The following is a 15051-nucleotide window of genomic DNA, read 5'->3' on the forward strand; positions in this document are numbered from 1 at the left end:
TTCACGACACGTGGGGCCTTAGCTCAGCTGGGAGAGCGCGACACTGGCAGTGTCGAGGTCAGCGGTTCGATCCCGCTAGGCTCCACCACTTCACCTCGTGCAACGACATCTGCGTCCCATTCGTCTAGTGGCCTAGGACACCGCCCTTTCACGGCGGGAACAGGGGTTCGAACCCCCTATGGGACGCCACTCTTCTTCCCCCTTGCCGCGTGGCGAGGGGGCCACAGGGACGCCTTCGGGCGTCTTTTGCGTCTCTGGGCCGACCGTTGGTCCTTTCGTTGATTCCAGCGTCCCGGATCGCGTGATCCTCCCCCCATTTTCGGCTTGACAAGCCCTTGACTTGTCCACGTCCCCGCTCCCTTCGCGGCTGCCTGTGCACAGGGCGCGCGCAAATCCCCATGACTGTGGGGTTTTTGATTATTCCTTTCTAAATCAATGGCTTATCAAAGATCAAAATTTGACCAATCTGAGTCGAGCCCCCAGTTCATGGCGATTCGAGGGCCTTTTCGCGTGGTTGTGAACAGGGTTATCCACAGAATGTGTGGAAAACGGCAGAGGGTCGCGAGTTGGCGGTTCTCAGCCATGCGAACGAGGGAGCGTCAACCCTGGAAGATGAGTTTTCTGATGCTCCTGGAGGGGGAGGGGTGAGGGGTGAAAGAGGCCGGCAGGCGATGCCGCCTGCCGGCGGGGGGCTCACGCCTTGCCGAAGGCGCGCAGGCGGCGCAGCAGCGAGGAGGTGTCCCAGCGGTTGCCCCCCATCACCTGGACGTCGGCATAGAACTGGTCGACCAGTGCGGTGACCGGCAGGCGAGCCTGGAGGCGGCGAGCCTGCTCCAGGCAGATCCCCAGGTCCTTGCGCATCCAGTCCACCGCGAAGCCATGCTCATACTCGTCGCGGATCATGGTCTGATGGCGGTTCTCCATCTGCCAGGAGCCGGCGGCCCCCTTGGAGATAACCTCTACCACGCGCTGCTGGTCGAGGCCCGCCTGCTCGGCGAAGTGCAGCCCCTCGGCGAGCCCCTGGACCAGGCCGGCGATGCAGATCTGGTTGACCATCTTGGTCAGTTGACCACTGCCGGCGGGGCCCATCAGGGTCACCGCCCGGGAGTAGTGGGCAAGCACCGGCTCGGCGCGGGCGAAGTCCGCCTCGCTGCCACCGCACATCACGGTCAGCGCGCCGTTCTCGGCCCCCTGCTGGCCGCCTGAGACGGGGGCGTCGACAAAGCCGATGCCGCGCTCGCGACAGGCAGCATCCAGCTCCTCGGCGAGGTCCGCCGACGCCGTGGTGTGATCCACCAGCAGGCTGCCCTCGACCATGCCGGAGAGGGTGCCATCCTCGCCGGTGGTGACCTGACGGACGTCGTCGTCGTTGCCTACGCAGACCAGTACCAGGTCGGCGCCTTCGGCGGCCTCGCGGGGGGTGGGGTGGTGGCTGCCGCCGTGCTCGGCAGCCCAGGCCTCGCCCTTTGCGGGGGTGCGGTTGTAGACGCGAACCGTGAGGCCGGCACGGGCCAGATGGCCGGCCATGGGGAAGCCCATCACGCCCAGGCCGATAAAGGCGACGGTGGAGATCGTTTGGCTCATCGCTGATTCCTTGTTCTGCGGGGTGAGAGAACGCAGAAAGCCGCCCTAGGGCGGCTTTCTGATGGTGCTGGCGGCAAGGCCGCTGCCTGCCGGTTACTTACTTGGCAGGATAGTCGCGCTGGGCGTGACCGGTATAGAGCTGACGCGGACGGCCGATCTTGTAGCTGTCGCTCAGCATCTCGTGCCAGTGGGAGATCCAGCCGATGGTGCGAGACACCGCGAAGATCACGGTGAACATGTTGGTCGGAATGCCCATGGCCTTGAGGATGATGCCGGAGTAGAAGTCGACGTTGGGGTAGAGCTTGCGCTCGACGAAGTACTCGTCCTCCAGGGCGATCTGCTCCAGGCGCTTGGCGATCTTGAGCTGCGGGTCGTCGATGCCGAGCTCGGCCAGCACCTCGTCGCAGGTCTCCTTCATCACCTTGGCGCGCGGGTCGAAGTTGCGGTAGACCCGGTGGCCGAAGCCCATCAGCTTGAAGGGGTCATCCTTGTCCTTGGCCTTGTCGATGAAGCGCTGGATGTTCTCCTCGGAGTCGTCACCGATCTCGTCGAGCATCTTGAGCACCGCCTCGTTGGCGCCGCCGTGGGCCGGGCCCCACAGGGCGGCGATGCCGGCGCTGATGCAGGCGAAGGGGTTGGCGCCGGTGGAGCCGGCCAGGCGCACCGTGGAGGTGGAGGCGTTCTGCTCGTGGTCCGCGTGCAGCATGAAGATGCGGTCCATGGCCTTGGCGTAGACCGGGTTGACCTTGTACTCCTCGCACGGGTTGCTGAACATCATGTAGAGGAAGTTCTCTGCATAGCTCAGGTCGTTGCGCGGGTAGTTGAACGGCTGGCCGACGTTGTACTTGTAGGACATGGCGGCGATGGTCGGCATCTTGGCGATCAGGCGGATCGCGCTGATGATGCGGTCCTCCTCGATGTTGATGTCCATGTGGTCGTGGTAGAAGGCGGCCAGGCCACCGACCACGCCACACAGGATCGACATCGGGTGGGCGTCGCGGCGGAAGCCCTTGAAGAAGTTGTTGATCTGGTCGTGGACCATGGTGTGGTTGCGGACCCGCGACTCGAAGTCGGCGTACTGCTCGTCGTCGGGCAGCTCGCCGAACAGCAGCGTGTAGCACAGCTCGACGAAGTTGGACTCCTTGGCCAGCTGGTCGATCGGGTAGCCGCGATGCAGCAGCACGCCATTGCCGCCGTCGATGTAGGTGATGGCGGACTGGCAGGAGGAGGTGGCCATGAACCCGGGGTCATAGGTGAACAGGCCTTCGGCACCCAGTCCACGCACGTCGATCACATCCGGGCCCAGGTTGCCCGAATAGACAGGCAGTTCGATCGTCTTGTCCAGACCGTCTACCGTCAGCGTCGCTTTCCTGTCAGCCATGGAGGCCTCCTCTCGAGTTCGTGATAAGGGCGATAAGTCGTTATTTCGCGGAGCGTGTTCACCTGGAACGCCGGCGAAAAGGTTCGCCCACTATAGAAGCGTTCCAGCGATTGTCAATTAGCCCATGGCGACCCACATATTGTACGTAGTGTTCTATGATGAACAGGTGTCGTACAATAATTGGTGCTGTGCACCATCGTGCCGCGCGCGGGTGGCGGGTGGCCGTGCCGATGGGGCGGGAAACCGCCTCCGAAGGCTTTGCACCATGGTCTAGTCCGGGCTCCGGTCATTTGTCATGGGACGGCCATGTCCCTATAATCCACCCCGCGCGACTGGCAGGAAAAGGCGGTCTTGCCTTCAACGGCAGGTGCCGATCCTTCCCGAAACCACCGCCCGCTCGGGCCATGCCCGACCTGTCGTAGAGCGGGCCATAGAGAGTGTGTAGAGAGCCGTGAATAGCAAACGACCCGTAAACCTGGATCTGTCCACGATACAGTTTCCACTCCCCGCCCTGACCTCCATCACCCACCGCATCACCGGCGTGATCCTGTTCGTCGGCCTGATCTTCGCCTTCTGGGCGCTCAGCAAGTCGCTGTCGTCGCCGGCCGGCTTCGCCGCGGTGAGTGATGCGCTGGCCAACAACTTCCTGGCCAAGCTGATCGCCTGGGGTCTGCTGTCGGCGCTGGCCTTCCACTTCGTGGCCGGCATCAAGCACCTGCTGATGGATGCAGACATCGGTGTCACCCTCGAGGGCGGCGTCAAGAAGGCACAGATCACCGTGGTGGTGAGTGCGGTCCTGATCATTCTGGCGGGAGTCTGGGTATGGTAACCAACATCACGAACTTCGGCCGCAGCGGCCTCTCCGACTGGCTGATCCAGCGCGTCTCGGCGGTCATCCTGGCGGTCTACACGCTCTTCATCGTTCTCTACCTGCTGTTCAATCCGGGTCTCGACTATGCCACCTGGAGCGGCCTGTTCGCCCAGACCTGGATGCGCATCTTCTCGCTGCTGGCCTTCGTGTCGCTGGCCGCCCACGCCTGGGTCGGGCTGTGGACCGTGACCACCGACTACCTCAAGCCGACCGGCATCCGCGTCGGCGCCCAGACCGTCATCATCCTGGCCATCTTCGTGTTCCTGGTCTGGGGCATTCAGATTCTGTGGGGAGCCTGATACATGTCCAACCTGCGTAGCCTTTCCTTCGACGCCATCATCATCGGCGGTGGCGGTGCCGGCCTGCGGGCCGCCCTCGAGCTGGCCAAGTCCGGCAAGAAGACCGCCGTGCTCTCCAAGGTCTTTCCGACCCGCTCCCATACCGTCTCCGCCCAGGGCGGCATCACCTGTGCCATCGCCTCGGCCGACCCCAACGACGACTGGCGCTGGCACATGTACGACACCGTCAAGGGCGGCGACTACATCGCCGACCAGGATGCGGCCGAGTACATGTGCTCCGAGGGCCCCAAGGCGGTGTTCGAGCTCGAGCACATGGGCCTGCCGTTCTCCCGCTTCGACAACGGCCGCATCTACCAGCGTCCGTTCGGCGGGCAGTCCAAGGACTTCGGCGCCGGCGGCCAGGCGGCCCGCACCTGTGCGGCGGCCGACCGCACCGGTCACGCCCTGCTGCACACCCTCTATCAGAACAACCTGAAGAACAACACCACCTTCCTCAACGAGTGGTATGCGGTTGACCTGGTCAAGAACGCCAACGGCGACGTGGTGGGCTGCATCGCCATGGACATCGAGACCGGCGAAGTGGTGCACGTCAAGTCCAAGGCCACCGTGCTGGCCACCGGCGGCGCCGGTCGCATCTACGCCTCCACCACCAACGCCCTGATCAATACCGGCGACGGCATCGGTATGGCGCTGCGCGCCGGCTTCCCGATGCAGGACATGGAGATGTGGCAGTTCCACCCGACCGGCATCTACGGCGCGGGCACCCTGGTGACCGAGGGCTGCCGTGGCGAGGGTGGCTACCTGATCAACAAGGACGGCGAGCGCTTCATGGAGCGCTATGCGCCCAACGCCAAGGACCTGGCCGGCCGCGACGTGGTCGCGCGCTCCATGGTCATGGAGATCCTCGAGGGGCGCGGCTGCGGCGAGAACGGCGACCACGTGTTCCTCAAGCTGGACCACCTGGGCGAGGAAGTCCTGGGCAAGCGCCTGCCCGGCATCGTCGAGCTCTCCAAGACCTTCGCCCACGTGGATCCGGCCAAGGAGCCGATCCCGGTGGTGCCGACCTGTCACTACATGATGGGCGGGATCCCCACCAACGTGCACGGCCAGGCGATCATGCAGGACGCCGACGGCAACGACCAGATCATCAACGGCCTGTTCGCCTGCGGCGAGGCGGCCTGCGTCTCGGTTCACGGCGCCAACCGTCTGGGCGGCAACTCGCTGCTCGACCTGGTGGTCTTCGGCCGCGCGGCCGGCATGTTCATCGAGGGTGCGCTCAACGAGGGCATCGAGTACCTCGACGCCTCCGAGTCCGACATCGAGTCGGCCATGAAGCGCATGAATCGCTGGAACGAGTCCGAGGGCGGCGAGACCGTGCCGGAGCTCAAGCGCGAGCTGCAGGGCATCATGCAGAACTCCTTCGGCGTGTTCCGCGAGGAGGAGAACATGCAGAAGGGCGTCAAGCAGCTGGCCGAGCTGCGCGAGCGCATCGCCAAGGCCCACCTGCCGGACAAGTCCAACGCCTTCAACACCGCCCGCGTCGAGGCCCTGGAGCTCGACAACCTGATGGAAGTGGCCGAGGCAACCGCCATCGCCGCCCTGGAGCGCAAGGAGAGCCGTGGCGCCCATTCCCGCTACGACTACCCGGACCGTGACGACGTCAACTGGCTGAAGCACTCGCTCTACTTCCCGGCCGAGAAGAAGCTTGGCAAGCGCGACGTCAACTTCGCGCCCAAGACCGTCGACACCTTCGAGCCGAAAGTCCGCACCTACTAAATTCAGCCAATACGAGGGTGAGCCACGATGCTTCAGGTATCCATCTACCGCTACAACCCGGAGACCGACTCCGCGCCCTACATGCAGGAGTTCCAGGTCGACACCCAGGGCCGTGACGTCATGGTCCTCGACGTCCTGCACATGATGAAGGAGCAGGACAACGGCCTGGCCTACCGCCGCAGCTGCCGCGAGGGCGTGTGTGGCTCCGACGGCATGAACATGAACGGCAAGAACGGCCTGGCCTGCATCACCCCGCTCTCCGAGGTGGTGAAGAACGGCAAGCTGGTCCTGCGCCCGCTGCCGGGCCTGCCGGTCATCCGCGACCTGGTGGTCGACATGGGGCTGTTCTACAAGCAGTACGAGCGCATCCAGCCGTACCTGCAGAACGACACCCCGGCGCCGGCCATCGAGCGCCTGCAGTCGCCGGAGGATCGCGACAAGCTCGACGGCCTCTACGAGTGCATCCTGTGCGCCTGCTGCTCCACCTCCTGCCCGTCGTTCTGGTGGAACCCGGACAAGTTCGTCGGCCCGGCCGGCCTGCTGCAGGCCTACCGCTTCCTGGCCGACTCCCGCGACGAGGCCACCCGCGAGCGCCTGGCCGAGCTGGAGGACCCGTTCTCCGTGTTCCGCTGCCGCGGCATCATGAACTGTGTCGCGGTCTGCCCCAAGGGGCTCAACCCGACCCGCGCGATCGGCAAGATCCGCGAAATGCTGCTGGCCAATGCCACTTAAATCGTGGCCCGTGGCTTGTTATCATGGGCCGCGGATTCCGGCTGCGACGCCTTGTCGCAGCCGGAGGATGGCACAGTAGTGTCAGGAGCCGGTGCCTTGGGCACCGGCTCCTGAGCATCGAATTCAAGGCTTTCGGCCGCGTGCCGGGAGCGCCGGAAAGCGAGATGCCCCGCCGGCAGGGCACCACCGATGTCGCCGCGCCCGCGTCGCGGTGACGCCGATACCACCCCATCAGTGCAGGGTGACCGAGAGATGCAACAAGGCATAATGGAGTTGATGTGGCGCTCCTCCCACGTCAGTGGCGGCAATGCCCACTATGTGGAAGCGCTCTACGAGCAGTACCTCGATGATCCCGATGCTGTCCCCGACGAGTGGCGCACGTATTTCGACCAGTTGCCGCGCCCCGAAGGCAGCGCCTCCCATGACGTTCCGCTTGCCCCGATCCGTGACCAGTTCTACCAGCTGGGCCGCGCCCGTCGCACCAGCGTGGCAGCCGCCGCCTCGGACAGTGACGAGAGCCGCAAGCAGGTCAAGGTCCTCCAGCTGATCAACGCCTACCGCTTCCGCGGCCACCAGAAGGCGAACATCGACCCCCTGGGCCTGCGCAGCCCGACGCCCGTCCCCGACCTCGACCTCTCCTTCCACCAGCTGTCGAAGAGCGATCTGGACACCGAGTTCCAGACCGGCTCCTTCTTCCTGGGCCTGGACCGCGCGCCACTGAAGGAGATCGTCTCGGCGCTGGATCAGACCTACTGCCGCTCCATCGGCTGCGAGATCATGCACATCGTCGACACCGAGGAGAAGCGCTGGCTGCAGCAGCGCTTCGAGTCGGTGCGCAGTGCGCCGACGTTCAGCCCCGAGGTGCGCAAGCACGTGCTCGAGCGGCTGACCGCCGCCGAGGGCCTCGAGAACTACCTGGCCTCCAAGTACCCGGGCACCAAGCGCTTCGGCCTGGAGGGCGGCGAGGCCTTCATCCCGATGATGGACGAGCTGATCCAGCGTGCCGGCGGCTATGGCACCAAGGAAGTGGTGATCGGCATGGCCCACCGCGGCCGCCTCAACCTGCTGGTCAACATCCTCGGCAAGAACCCCGGCGAGCTGATCGACGAGTTCGACGGCAAGAAGGTCATCGAGCGTGGCTCCGGCGACGTGAAGTACCACCAGGGCTTCAGCTCCAACGTCATGTCGCCGGGCGGCGAGGTGCACCTGGCGCTGTCGTTCAACCCCTCCCACCTGGAGATCGTCGCTCCCGTGGTCGAGGGCTCGGTGCGCGCCCGCCAGGATCGCCGTGACGACCCGGTCGGTGACAAGGTGCTGCCGATCAATGTCCATGGCGACGCGGCCTTCGCCGGCCAGGGCGTGGTCATGGAGACCTTCCAGATGTCCCAGACCCGCGCCTACAAGACCGGCGGCACGGTGCACATCGTCATCAACAACCAGGTGGGCTTCACCACCTCCCACCCGCAGGATGCGCGCTCCACCGAGTACTGCACGGACATCGCCAAGATGGTCCAGGCGCCGATCTTCCACGTCAACGGCGACGACGCCGACGCGGTGCTGCACGCCACCCAGGTGGCGCTGGACTACCGCCAGCAGTTCAAGAAGGACGTGGTGATCGACCTGGTCTGCTACCGCCGTCGCGGCCACAACGAGGCCGACGAGCCGTCCGGCACCCAGCCGCTGATGTACCAGAAGATCCGCGAGCAGAAGACCGCCCGCGAGCTCTACGCGACGCGCCTGGTCGGCGAGGGCGTGATCAGCGAGGAGGACGCCAAGGCGCTGATCGAGACCTATCGCGAGGACCTGATTGCCGGCAACCACGTCGCCAACGCCCTGGTGCAGGAGCCCAACACCTCCCTGTTCGTCGACTGGAAGCCCTACCTGGGCCACGAGTGGGTCGGCTACACCGACACCAGCTTCGACATGAAGCGCCTGCAGCAGCTGGCCGCCAGGATGTGCGAGATCCCCGACGGCATCACCGTGCAGCGCCAGGTGGCCAAGATCTACGAGGACCGGCGCAAGATGCAGGCCGGCGGCATGGCGCTGAACTGGGGCTTCGCCGAGACCCTGGCCTACGCCACGCTGCTCGACGAGGGCCACCCGGTGCGCATCACCGGCCAGGACGTCGGCCGCGGTACCTTCTCCCACCGTCATGCGGTGATCCACAACCAGAAGGATGGCTCCAGCTACGTGCCGCTGCAGCACATGGCCGACGGCCAGCCGCGCTTCACCATCCACGACTCCTACCTCTCCGAGGAGGCGGTGCTGGCGTTCGAGTATGGCTATGCCACCACGGCGCCCAACGACCTGGTGATCTGGGAGGCCCAGTTCGGCGACTTCTTCAACGGCGCCCAGGTGGTGGTGGACCAGTTCATCTCCTCCGGCGAGACCAAGTGGGGACGGCTGTGCGGCCTGACCATGCTGCTGCCCCACGGCTATGAGGGGCAGGGGCCCGAGCACTCCTCGGCCCGCCTGGAACGCTTCCTGCAGCTGTGCGCCGAGCACAACATGCAGGTCTGCGTGCCGACCACCCCGGCGCAGATCTTCCACCTGCTGCGGCGCCAGGTGATCCGCAAGCTGAGAAAGCCGCTGGTGGTGATGTCGCCCAAGAGCCTGCTGCGCCACAAGGAGGCGACCTCGACCCTGGACGAGCTGGCCAACGGCCACTTCCAGATGGTGCTGGCCGACCAGGGCAACCTCGAGGCCGAGAAGGTCGAGCGCATCATCCTGTGCGCCGGCAAGGTCTACTACGACCTGGCCGCCTGGCGGGCCGAGAACGGGCGTGACGACGTGGCCATCCTGCGCCTGGAGCAGCTCTACCCCTTCCCCAAGGAGGAGCTGTTCGAGGCGATCCAGGCCTACACCAACGTCACCGACGTGGTGTGGTGCCAGGAGGAGCCGCTCAACCAGGGCGCCTGGTACCCGAGCCAGCATCACATGCGTGCGGTAGCCGACATGCTGCGCGACGGCATGGGGGGCAAGCTCAAGTTCGCCGGTCGCCCGGCATCGGCAGCACCCGCGGCGGGCTACATGTCCGTGCACACCGAACAGCAGCGCCAGCTGGTGGAAGACGCCTTCAATCTCTGAGGCGCCCACCGGGACGACAGAACAGACAAGGGAAACGACATGGCTACCGAGATCAAGGCACCCACCTTTCCGGAATCCGTTGCCGAGGGCAGCGTCGCCGCCTGGCACAAGAAGCCGGGTGACAGCGTCGAGCGCGACGAGCTGATCGTCGAGATCGAGACCGACAAGGTGGTCCTGGAGGTGCTGGCGCCGGAAGCCGGCACCCTCTCCGAGGTGCTCGCCGAGGAGGGCGACACCGTCGAGTCGGAGCAGGTGCTGGGCAGGATCGGGGAAGGCAAGGCCCAGGGCGGTGACAAGCCGAAGAGCGAGAAGGCCGACGCCAAGGCCGAGTCGAAGGGCGACGCCAAGGCCGAGAAGAAGGCCTCGGGCGGCGGCAAGCAGCACGAGGTGAAGGCGCCGACCTTCCCCGAGTCCATCCAGGAAGGCACCGTCGCCAGCTGGAACAAGCAGGTCGGTGAAGCCGTCAAGCGCGACGAGGTGCTGGCCGAGATCGAGACCGACAAGGTGGTGCTCGAGGTCGTGGCACCGGCCGACGGGGCGCTCGCCGAGATCAAGGCCGAGGAGGGCAGCCAGGTCGAGTCCGAGGCGGTGCTGGCGATCTTCACCGAGGGCGCCGGCGGCGAGGCCGACACCTCCGCCGACGAGGCCCCGGCCGCTTCCGCCGACGACGGCGCCTCCGACGAGAAGGTGGGCGACAAGATCCTCGCTCCCGCCGCGCGCAAGCTGGTCGCCGAGCACGACCTCGACGTCAGCCGCATCGAGGGCACCGGCAAGGGCGGCCGCATCCTCAAGGAGGACGTTCAGAAGGCCGTGAAGGAAGGCACCGCGAAGAAGGCGGCCAAGCCGGCCGGCGGTGCCGCCAAGGCCGCCGCGGCGGCACCGGCCGTCGAGGGCGAGCGCCCTGAGAAGCGCGTGCCGATGAGCCGCCTGCGCCAGACCATCGCCAAGCGCCTGGTCCAGGCCCAGCAGACCGCCGCCATGCTCACCACCTACAACGAGGTGGACATGGGCGCGGTGATGGACCTGCGTTCCCAGTACAAGGACGCCTTCCTCAAGGCCCACGACACCAAGCTCGGCTTCATGGGCTTCTTCGTCAAGGCGGCCTCCGAGGCGCTCAAGCGCTTCCCGGACGTCAACGCCTCCATCGACGGCACCGACATCGTCTACCACGGCTACCAGGACATCGGCGTGGCGGTCTCCACCGACCGCGGCCTGGTGGTCCCGGTGCTGCGCGACACCGATAGCATGAAGATCGCCGATGTGGAGAAGGGCATCGTCGACTTCGGCAAGCGCGCCCGTGACGGCAAGCTCGGCATCGACGAGATGCAGGGCGGCACCTTCACCATCACCAACGGCGGCATCTTCGGCTCGCTGATGTCCACACCGATCCTCAACCCGCCGCAGACCGCCATCCTGGGCATGCACAAGATCCAGGAGCGTCCCATGGCGGTGAACGGCAAGGTCGAGATCCGCCCGATGATGTACCTGGCGCTCTCCTACGACCACCGCATGATCGACGGCAAGGACGCGGTGCAGTTCCTGGTCACCATCAAGGAGCTGCTCGAGGATCCGTCACGTCTGCTGCTGGACATCTGAACGGCCCGAGACGCCGGAAGATCCCGGCGAAGCCTGAACCACAAGACATGCAACGGGAGCCAACATGGCTGACAAGTATGATGTGATCGTGATCGGCGCGGGCCCTGGCGGCTACGTGGCCGCCATCCGTGCCGCCCAGATGGGGCTGAAGACCGCCTGCGTCGAGAAGTGGATCGGCAAGGAAGGCAATGTCGTCTTCGGCGGCACCTGCCTCAACGTGGGCTGCATCCCCTCCAAGGCGCTGCTCGAGGCCTCCCACAAGTTCGTCGAGGCCAAGCATGACTTCGACGACATGGGCATCCAGGCGGGCGACGTCCAGATGGACGTCAAGAAGATGATCGCCCGCAAGGACAAGATCGTGAAGAACCTCACCGGTGGCATCGCCGGCCTGTTCAAGGCCAACGGCGTGACCGGCATCGAGGGCACCGGCAAGGTGACCGGCGCCAAGCAGGTCGAGGTCACCGACAAGGACGGCAAGGCGACCACCTACGAGGGTGACAGCATCATCATCGCCGCCGGCTCCGTGCCGGTGGAGATCCCGCCGACCCCGCTCACCGAGGGCCTGATCGTCGACTCCACCGGCGCGCTGGAGTTCACCGAGACGCCCAAGCGGCTCGGCGTGATCGGCGCCGGCGTCATCGGCCTGGAGCTGGGCAGCGTCTGGAACCGCCTGGGTTCCGAGGTCACCGTGCTCGAGGCCATGGACAGCTTCCTGCCGATGGTGGATACCGCCATCGCCAAGGAGACCCAGAAGCTGCTCAAGAAGCAGGGCCTGGACATCAAGCTGGGCGCTCGCGTCACCGGCTCCGAGGTCAAGGACAAGGAAGTGGTCGTCAAGTACACCGACGGTGACGGCGACCAGGAGATGACCTTCGACAAGCTGATCGTCTGCGTCGGCCGCAAGCCCTACACCAAGGGCGTGGTCGCCGACGGCCTGGGCATCGAGCTGGACGAGCGCGGCTTCATCCACGTGGACGACCAGTGCCGCACCAGCGTGCCGGGCGTCTATGCCATCGGCGACTGCGTGCGCGGCCCGATGCTCGCCCACAAGGCCTCCGAAGAGGGCGTGATGGTGGCGGACATCATCGCCGGCCACAAGGCCGAGATGAACTACGACGCCATCCCCAACGTCATCTACACCTTCCCCGAGGTGGCCTGGGTCGGCATGACCGAGCAGGACGCCAAGGCGGCCGGCATCGAGGTCAAGACCGGCAGCTTCCCGTTCGCGGCCAGCGGCCGCGCCATGGCCAACAACGCCACCGAGGGCCAGGCCAAGATCATCGCCGATGCCGAGACCGATCGCGTGCTGGGCATGCATATCGTCGGCCAGCACGCCGGCGAGATGATCGCCCAGGGCGTCATCGCCCTGGAGTTCGGCTCCAGTGCCGAGGACCTGGCGCTGACCTGCTACGCCCACCCGACCATGTCGGAGGCGGTGCACGAGGCGGCGCTCGCCGTGGACGGCCATGCGATCCACATGGCCAACCGCAAGAAGCGCAAGTAGGACAAGAAGCGCCGCCCTGACGGGCGGCGCATCCCTTCCGGCCATGTACCGGAAGGGGTCGGTGGTAGCCGTGTACGCCACGCCGCTCGGGCGTCGGCCCGGCTACCGTTCGAGTCACATGCAACCAATGGCATGAATCGATGAACCTTCACGAGTATCAGGGCAAACAGCTGTTTGCCGACTATGGTCTGCCGGTGTCCAAGGGCTTCGCCGTCGACACCCCCGAGGAAGCGGCGGAAGCCTGCAAGAAGATCGGCGGCGAGATGTGGGTGGTCAAGGCCCAGGTCCACGCCGGTGGTCGCGGCAAGGCGGGCGGCGTCAAGCTGATCAAGAGCCCGGAGGAGGCCAAGGCCTTCGCCGAGCAGTGGCTGGGCAAGAACCTGGTGACCTACCAGACCGACGAGAAGGGTCAGCCGGTCGCCAAGATCCTGGTCGAGAACTGCACCGACATCGCCGAGGAGCTCTACCTGGGCGCCGTGGTCGACCGTGCCACCCGTCGCGTGGTCTTCATGGCCTCCACCGAGGGCGGCGTCGAGATCGAGAAGGTTGCCGAGGAGACGCCCGAGAAGATCCTCAAGGCCGAGATCGACCCGCTGGTCGGCGCTCAGCCCTACCAGGCCCGCGAGCTGGCCTTCGCCCTGGGCCTCAAGGGCGACCAGGTGAAGCAGTTCACCAAGATCTTCCTGGGCCTCTCCAAGCTGTTCCACGACAAGGACCTGGCGCTGCTCGAGATCAACCCGCTGGTGATCACCGACGAGGGCAACCTCCACTGCCTCGACGCCAAGATCAACCTGGACAGCAATGCCCTCTACCGCCACCCTGACCTGCAGGCGATGCGTGACCCCTCCCAGGAGGACGCTCGCGAGGCCGAGGCGGCCGCGTGGGAGCTCAACTACGTGGCGCTGGACGGCAACATCGGCTGCATGGTCAACGGCGCCGGCCTGGCCATGGGCACCATGGACATCGTCAACCTGCACGGCGGCTCCCCGGCCAACTTCCTTGACGTGGGCGGCGGCGCCACCAAGGAGCGCGTCGCCGAGGCCTTCAAGCTGATCCTCTCCGACGACAACGTCAAGGCCGTGCTGGTCAACATCTTCGGCGGCATCGTGCGCTGCGACATGATCGCCGAGGGCATCATCGGTGCCGTCGAGCAGGTCGGCGTCAACGTGCCGGTCGTGGTGCGCCTGGAAGGTACCAACGCCGAACTGGGTGCCGAGAAGCTGGCGTCCAGTGGTCTGAACATCATCGCTGCTACCAGTCTGACCGATGCGGCTCAGCAGGTCGTCAAGGCAGCGGAGGGCAAGTAATGAGTATCCTGATCGACAAGAACACCAAGGTCATCTGCCAGGGCTTCACCGGCGGCCAGGGGACCTTCCACTCCGAGCAGGCGATCGCCTACGGCACCCAGATGGTCGGCGGCGTGACCCCGGGCAAGGGCGGCCAGGAGCACCTGGGCCTGCCGGTGTTCAACACCGTCAAGGAAGCCGTCGAGAAGACCGGCGCCGAGGCCAGCGTGATCTACGTGCCGGCCCCGTTCTGCAAGGACTCGATCCTCGAGGCCGCCAACGCCGGCATCAAGCTGATCGTCTGCATCACCGAGGGCATCCCGACGCTGGACATGCTCGACGTCAAGGTGAAGTGCGACGAGCTGGGCGTGCGGCTGATCGGCCCTAACTGCCCGGGCGTGATCACCCCCGGCGAGACCAAGATCGGCATCATGCCGGGCCACATCCACAAGCCGGGCAAGGTCGGTATCGTGTCGCGCTCCGGCACCCTGACCTATGAGGCGGTCAAGCAGACCACCGACCACGGCTTCGGCCAGTCGACCTGTGTGGGCATCGGCGGCGACCCGATCCCGGGCTCCAACTTCATCGACATCCTCGAGATGTTCGAGAAGGACCCGGCGACCGAGGCGATCGTGATGATCGGCGAGATCGGCGGCACCGCCGAGGAAGAGGCAGCGGCCTACATCAAGGCCAACGTCTCCAAGCCGGTGGTCTCCTACATTGCCGGCGTCACCGCCCCTCCGGGCAAGCGCATGGGCCACGCCGGTGCGATCATCTCCGGCGGCAAGGGCACCGCGGACGAGAAGTTCGCCGCCCTCGAGGACGCCGGCGTCAAGACCGTGCGTTCGCTGGCCGAGATCGGCGACGCCCTGAAGGAAGTGACCGGCTGGTAAGCCGCTCCCTGCCGACAGGCGTGGAACCACAGGACGGGCACC

At 65.8% G+C, this 15051-nt stretch carries 11 protein-coding genes and 2 tRNA genes; 11 read left to right on the forward strand and 2 right to left on the reverse strand.

Features of this window, described 5'->3' with window-relative positions; translation table 11 throughout:
* The first annotated feature begins 12 nt into the window (after nt 1-12).
* Nucleotides 13-88: transfer RNA gene (locus tag NFC98_RS05170), tRNA-Ala, on the forward strand.
* Between the two features lie 25 nt (nt 89-113).
* A tRNA-Glu gene (locus NFC98_RS05175) sits at nt 114-189 on the forward strand.
* A 504-nt stretch (nt 190-693) separates the two neighbouring features.
* On the opposite strand, the gene NFC98_RS05180 is transcribed toward NFC98_RS05175, so the two are convergent.
* Both NFC98_RS05180 and gltA read right to left on the reverse strand, forming a co-directional pair.
* The gene (locus NFC98_RS05180) at nt 694-1584 is read right to left on the reverse strand and encodes an NAD(P)-dependent oxidoreductase (protein WP_254277069.1); all 891 of its coding nucleotides are present in this window, start codon (nt 1582-1584) and stop codon (nt 694-696) included.
* Nucleotides 1585-1681: 97 nt separating this feature from the next.
* Nucleotides 1682-2965, reverse strand: a complete 1284-nt coding sequence (gltA, locus tag NFC98_RS05185; protein ID WP_254277070.1) for a citrate synthase — start codon at nt 2963-2965, stop codon at nt 1682-1684.
* 451 nt (nt 2966-3416) lie between these two features.
* Between gltA and sdhC the strand changes: the two genes are divergently transcribed.
* The 9 genes from sdhC to sucD all read left to right on the forward strand — a co-directional run bounded on the left by sdhC (nt 3417) and on the right by sucD (nt 15009).
* Nucleotides 3417-3794 carry a succinate dehydrogenase, cytochrome b556 subunit gene (sdhC, locus tag NFC98_RS05190; protein WP_110068261.1) on the forward strand — a complete coding sequence of 126 codons (378 nt, stop codon included), beginning with the start codon at nt 3417-3419 and terminating at the stop codon, nt 3792-3794.
* Nucleotides 3788-4135, forward strand: coding sequence for a succinate dehydrogenase, hydrophobic membrane anchor protein (gene sdhD, locus NFC98_RS05195; RefSeq protein ID WP_254277071.1), 348 nt, complete (start codon nt 3788-3790; stop codon nt 4133-4135). The genes sdhC and sdhD overlap by 7 nt, the downstream gene beginning before the upstream one ends.
* A gap of 3 nt (nt 4136-4138) precedes the next feature.
* Nucleotides 4139-5911, forward strand: coding sequence for a succinate dehydrogenase flavoprotein subunit (gene sdhA, locus NFC98_RS05200; protein ID WP_254277072.1), 1773 nt, complete (start codon nt 4139-4141; stop codon nt 5909-5911).
* Nucleotides 5912-5938: 27 nt separating this feature from the next.
* Entirely contained in the window at nt 5939-6643 is a 705-nt protein-coding gene (locus NFC98_RS05205; protein ID WP_254277073.1) for a succinate dehydrogenase iron-sulfur subunit, read from the forward strand.
* 252 nt (nt 6644-6895) lie between these two features.
* Nucleotides 6896-9730 (forward strand): 2-oxoglutarate dehydrogenase E1 component, encoded by a 2835-nt coding sequence (locus tag NFC98_RS05210; RefSeq protein WP_254277074.1) that lies wholly within the window; start codon nt 6896-6898, stop codon nt 9728-9730.
* Nucleotides 9731-9769: 39 nt separating this feature from the next.
* Complete coding sequence (odhB, locus tag NFC98_RS05215; RefSeq protein ID WP_254277075.1) at nt 9770-11326, forward strand: 2-oxoglutarate dehydrogenase complex dihydrolipoyllysine-residue succinyltransferase; 1557 nt, start codon at nt 9770-9772, stop codon at nt 11324-11326.
* Between the two features lie 64 nt (nt 11327-11390).
* Nucleotides 11391-12830, forward strand: a complete 1440-nt coding sequence (gene lpdA / locus NFC98_RS05220) for a dihydrolipoyl dehydrogenase (protein ID WP_254277076.1) — start codon at nt 11391-11393, stop codon at nt 12828-12830.
* A gap of 140 nt (nt 12831-12970) precedes the next feature.
* On the forward strand, nt 12971-14137 hold the full coding sequence (sucC, locus tag NFC98_RS05225; RefSeq protein WP_183330449.1) for an ADP-forming succinate--CoA ligase subunit beta: 1167 nt from the start codon (nt 12971-12973) through the stop codon (nt 14135-14137).
* Nucleotides 14137-15009, forward strand: coding sequence for a succinate--CoA ligase subunit alpha (sucD, locus tag NFC98_RS05230; protein ID WP_183330450.1), 873 nt, complete (start codon nt 14137-14139; stop codon nt 15007-15009). Before sucC ends, sucD begins: the two co-directional genes overlap by 1 nt.
* Nucleotides 15010-15051: the final 42 nt, after the last annotated feature.

Origin of the sequence: Halomonas sp. 3H (genome assembly GCF_024206005.1) — a bacterium.
In the GTDB taxonomy this organism is placed as follows: domain Bacteria; phylum Pseudomonadota; class Gammaproteobacteria; order Pseudomonadales; family Halomonadaceae; genus Halomonas; species Halomonas campaniensis.

Excerpts from the sequence above, each read along its gene's own strand:
- NFC98_RS05180 (WP_254277069.1), bottom strand. The coding sequence starts at position 1,584 with ATGAGCCAAACGATCTCCACCGTCGCCTTTATCGGCCTGGGCGTGATG.
- gltA (WP_254277070.1), bottom strand. The coding sequence starts at position 2,965 with ATGGCTGACAGGAAAGCGACGCTGACGGTAGACGGTCTGGACAAGACG.
- sdhD (WP_254277071.1), top strand. The coding sequence starts at position 3,788 with ATGGTAACCAACATCACGAACTTCGGCCGCAGCGGCCTCTCCGACTGG.
- sdhA (WP_254277072.1), top strand. The coding sequence starts at position 4,139 with ATGTCCAACCTGCGTAGCCTTTCCTTCGACGCCATCATCATCGGCGGT.
- NFC98_RS05205 (WP_254277073.1), top strand. The coding sequence starts at position 5,939 with ATGCTTCAGGTATCCATCTACCGCTACAACCCGGAGACCGACTCCGCG.
- NFC98_RS05210 (WP_254277074.1), top strand. The coding sequence starts at position 6,896 with ATGCAACAAGGCATAATGGAGTTGATGTGGCGCTCCTCCCACGTCAGT.
- odhB (WP_254277075.1), top strand. The coding sequence starts at position 9,770 with ATGGCTACCGAGATCAAGGCACCCACCTTTCCGGAATCCGTTGCCGAG.
- lpdA (WP_254277076.1), top strand. The coding sequence starts at position 11,391 with ATGGCTGACAAGTATGATGTGATCGTGATCGGCGCGGGCCCTGGCGGC.
- sucC (WP_183330449.1), top strand. The coding sequence starts at position 12,971 with ATGAACCTTCACGAGTATCAGGGCAAACAGCTGTTTGCCGACTATGGT.
- sucD (WP_183330450.1), top strand. The coding sequence starts at position 14,137 with ATGAGTATCCTGATCGACAAGAACACCAAGGTCATCTGCCAGGGCTTC.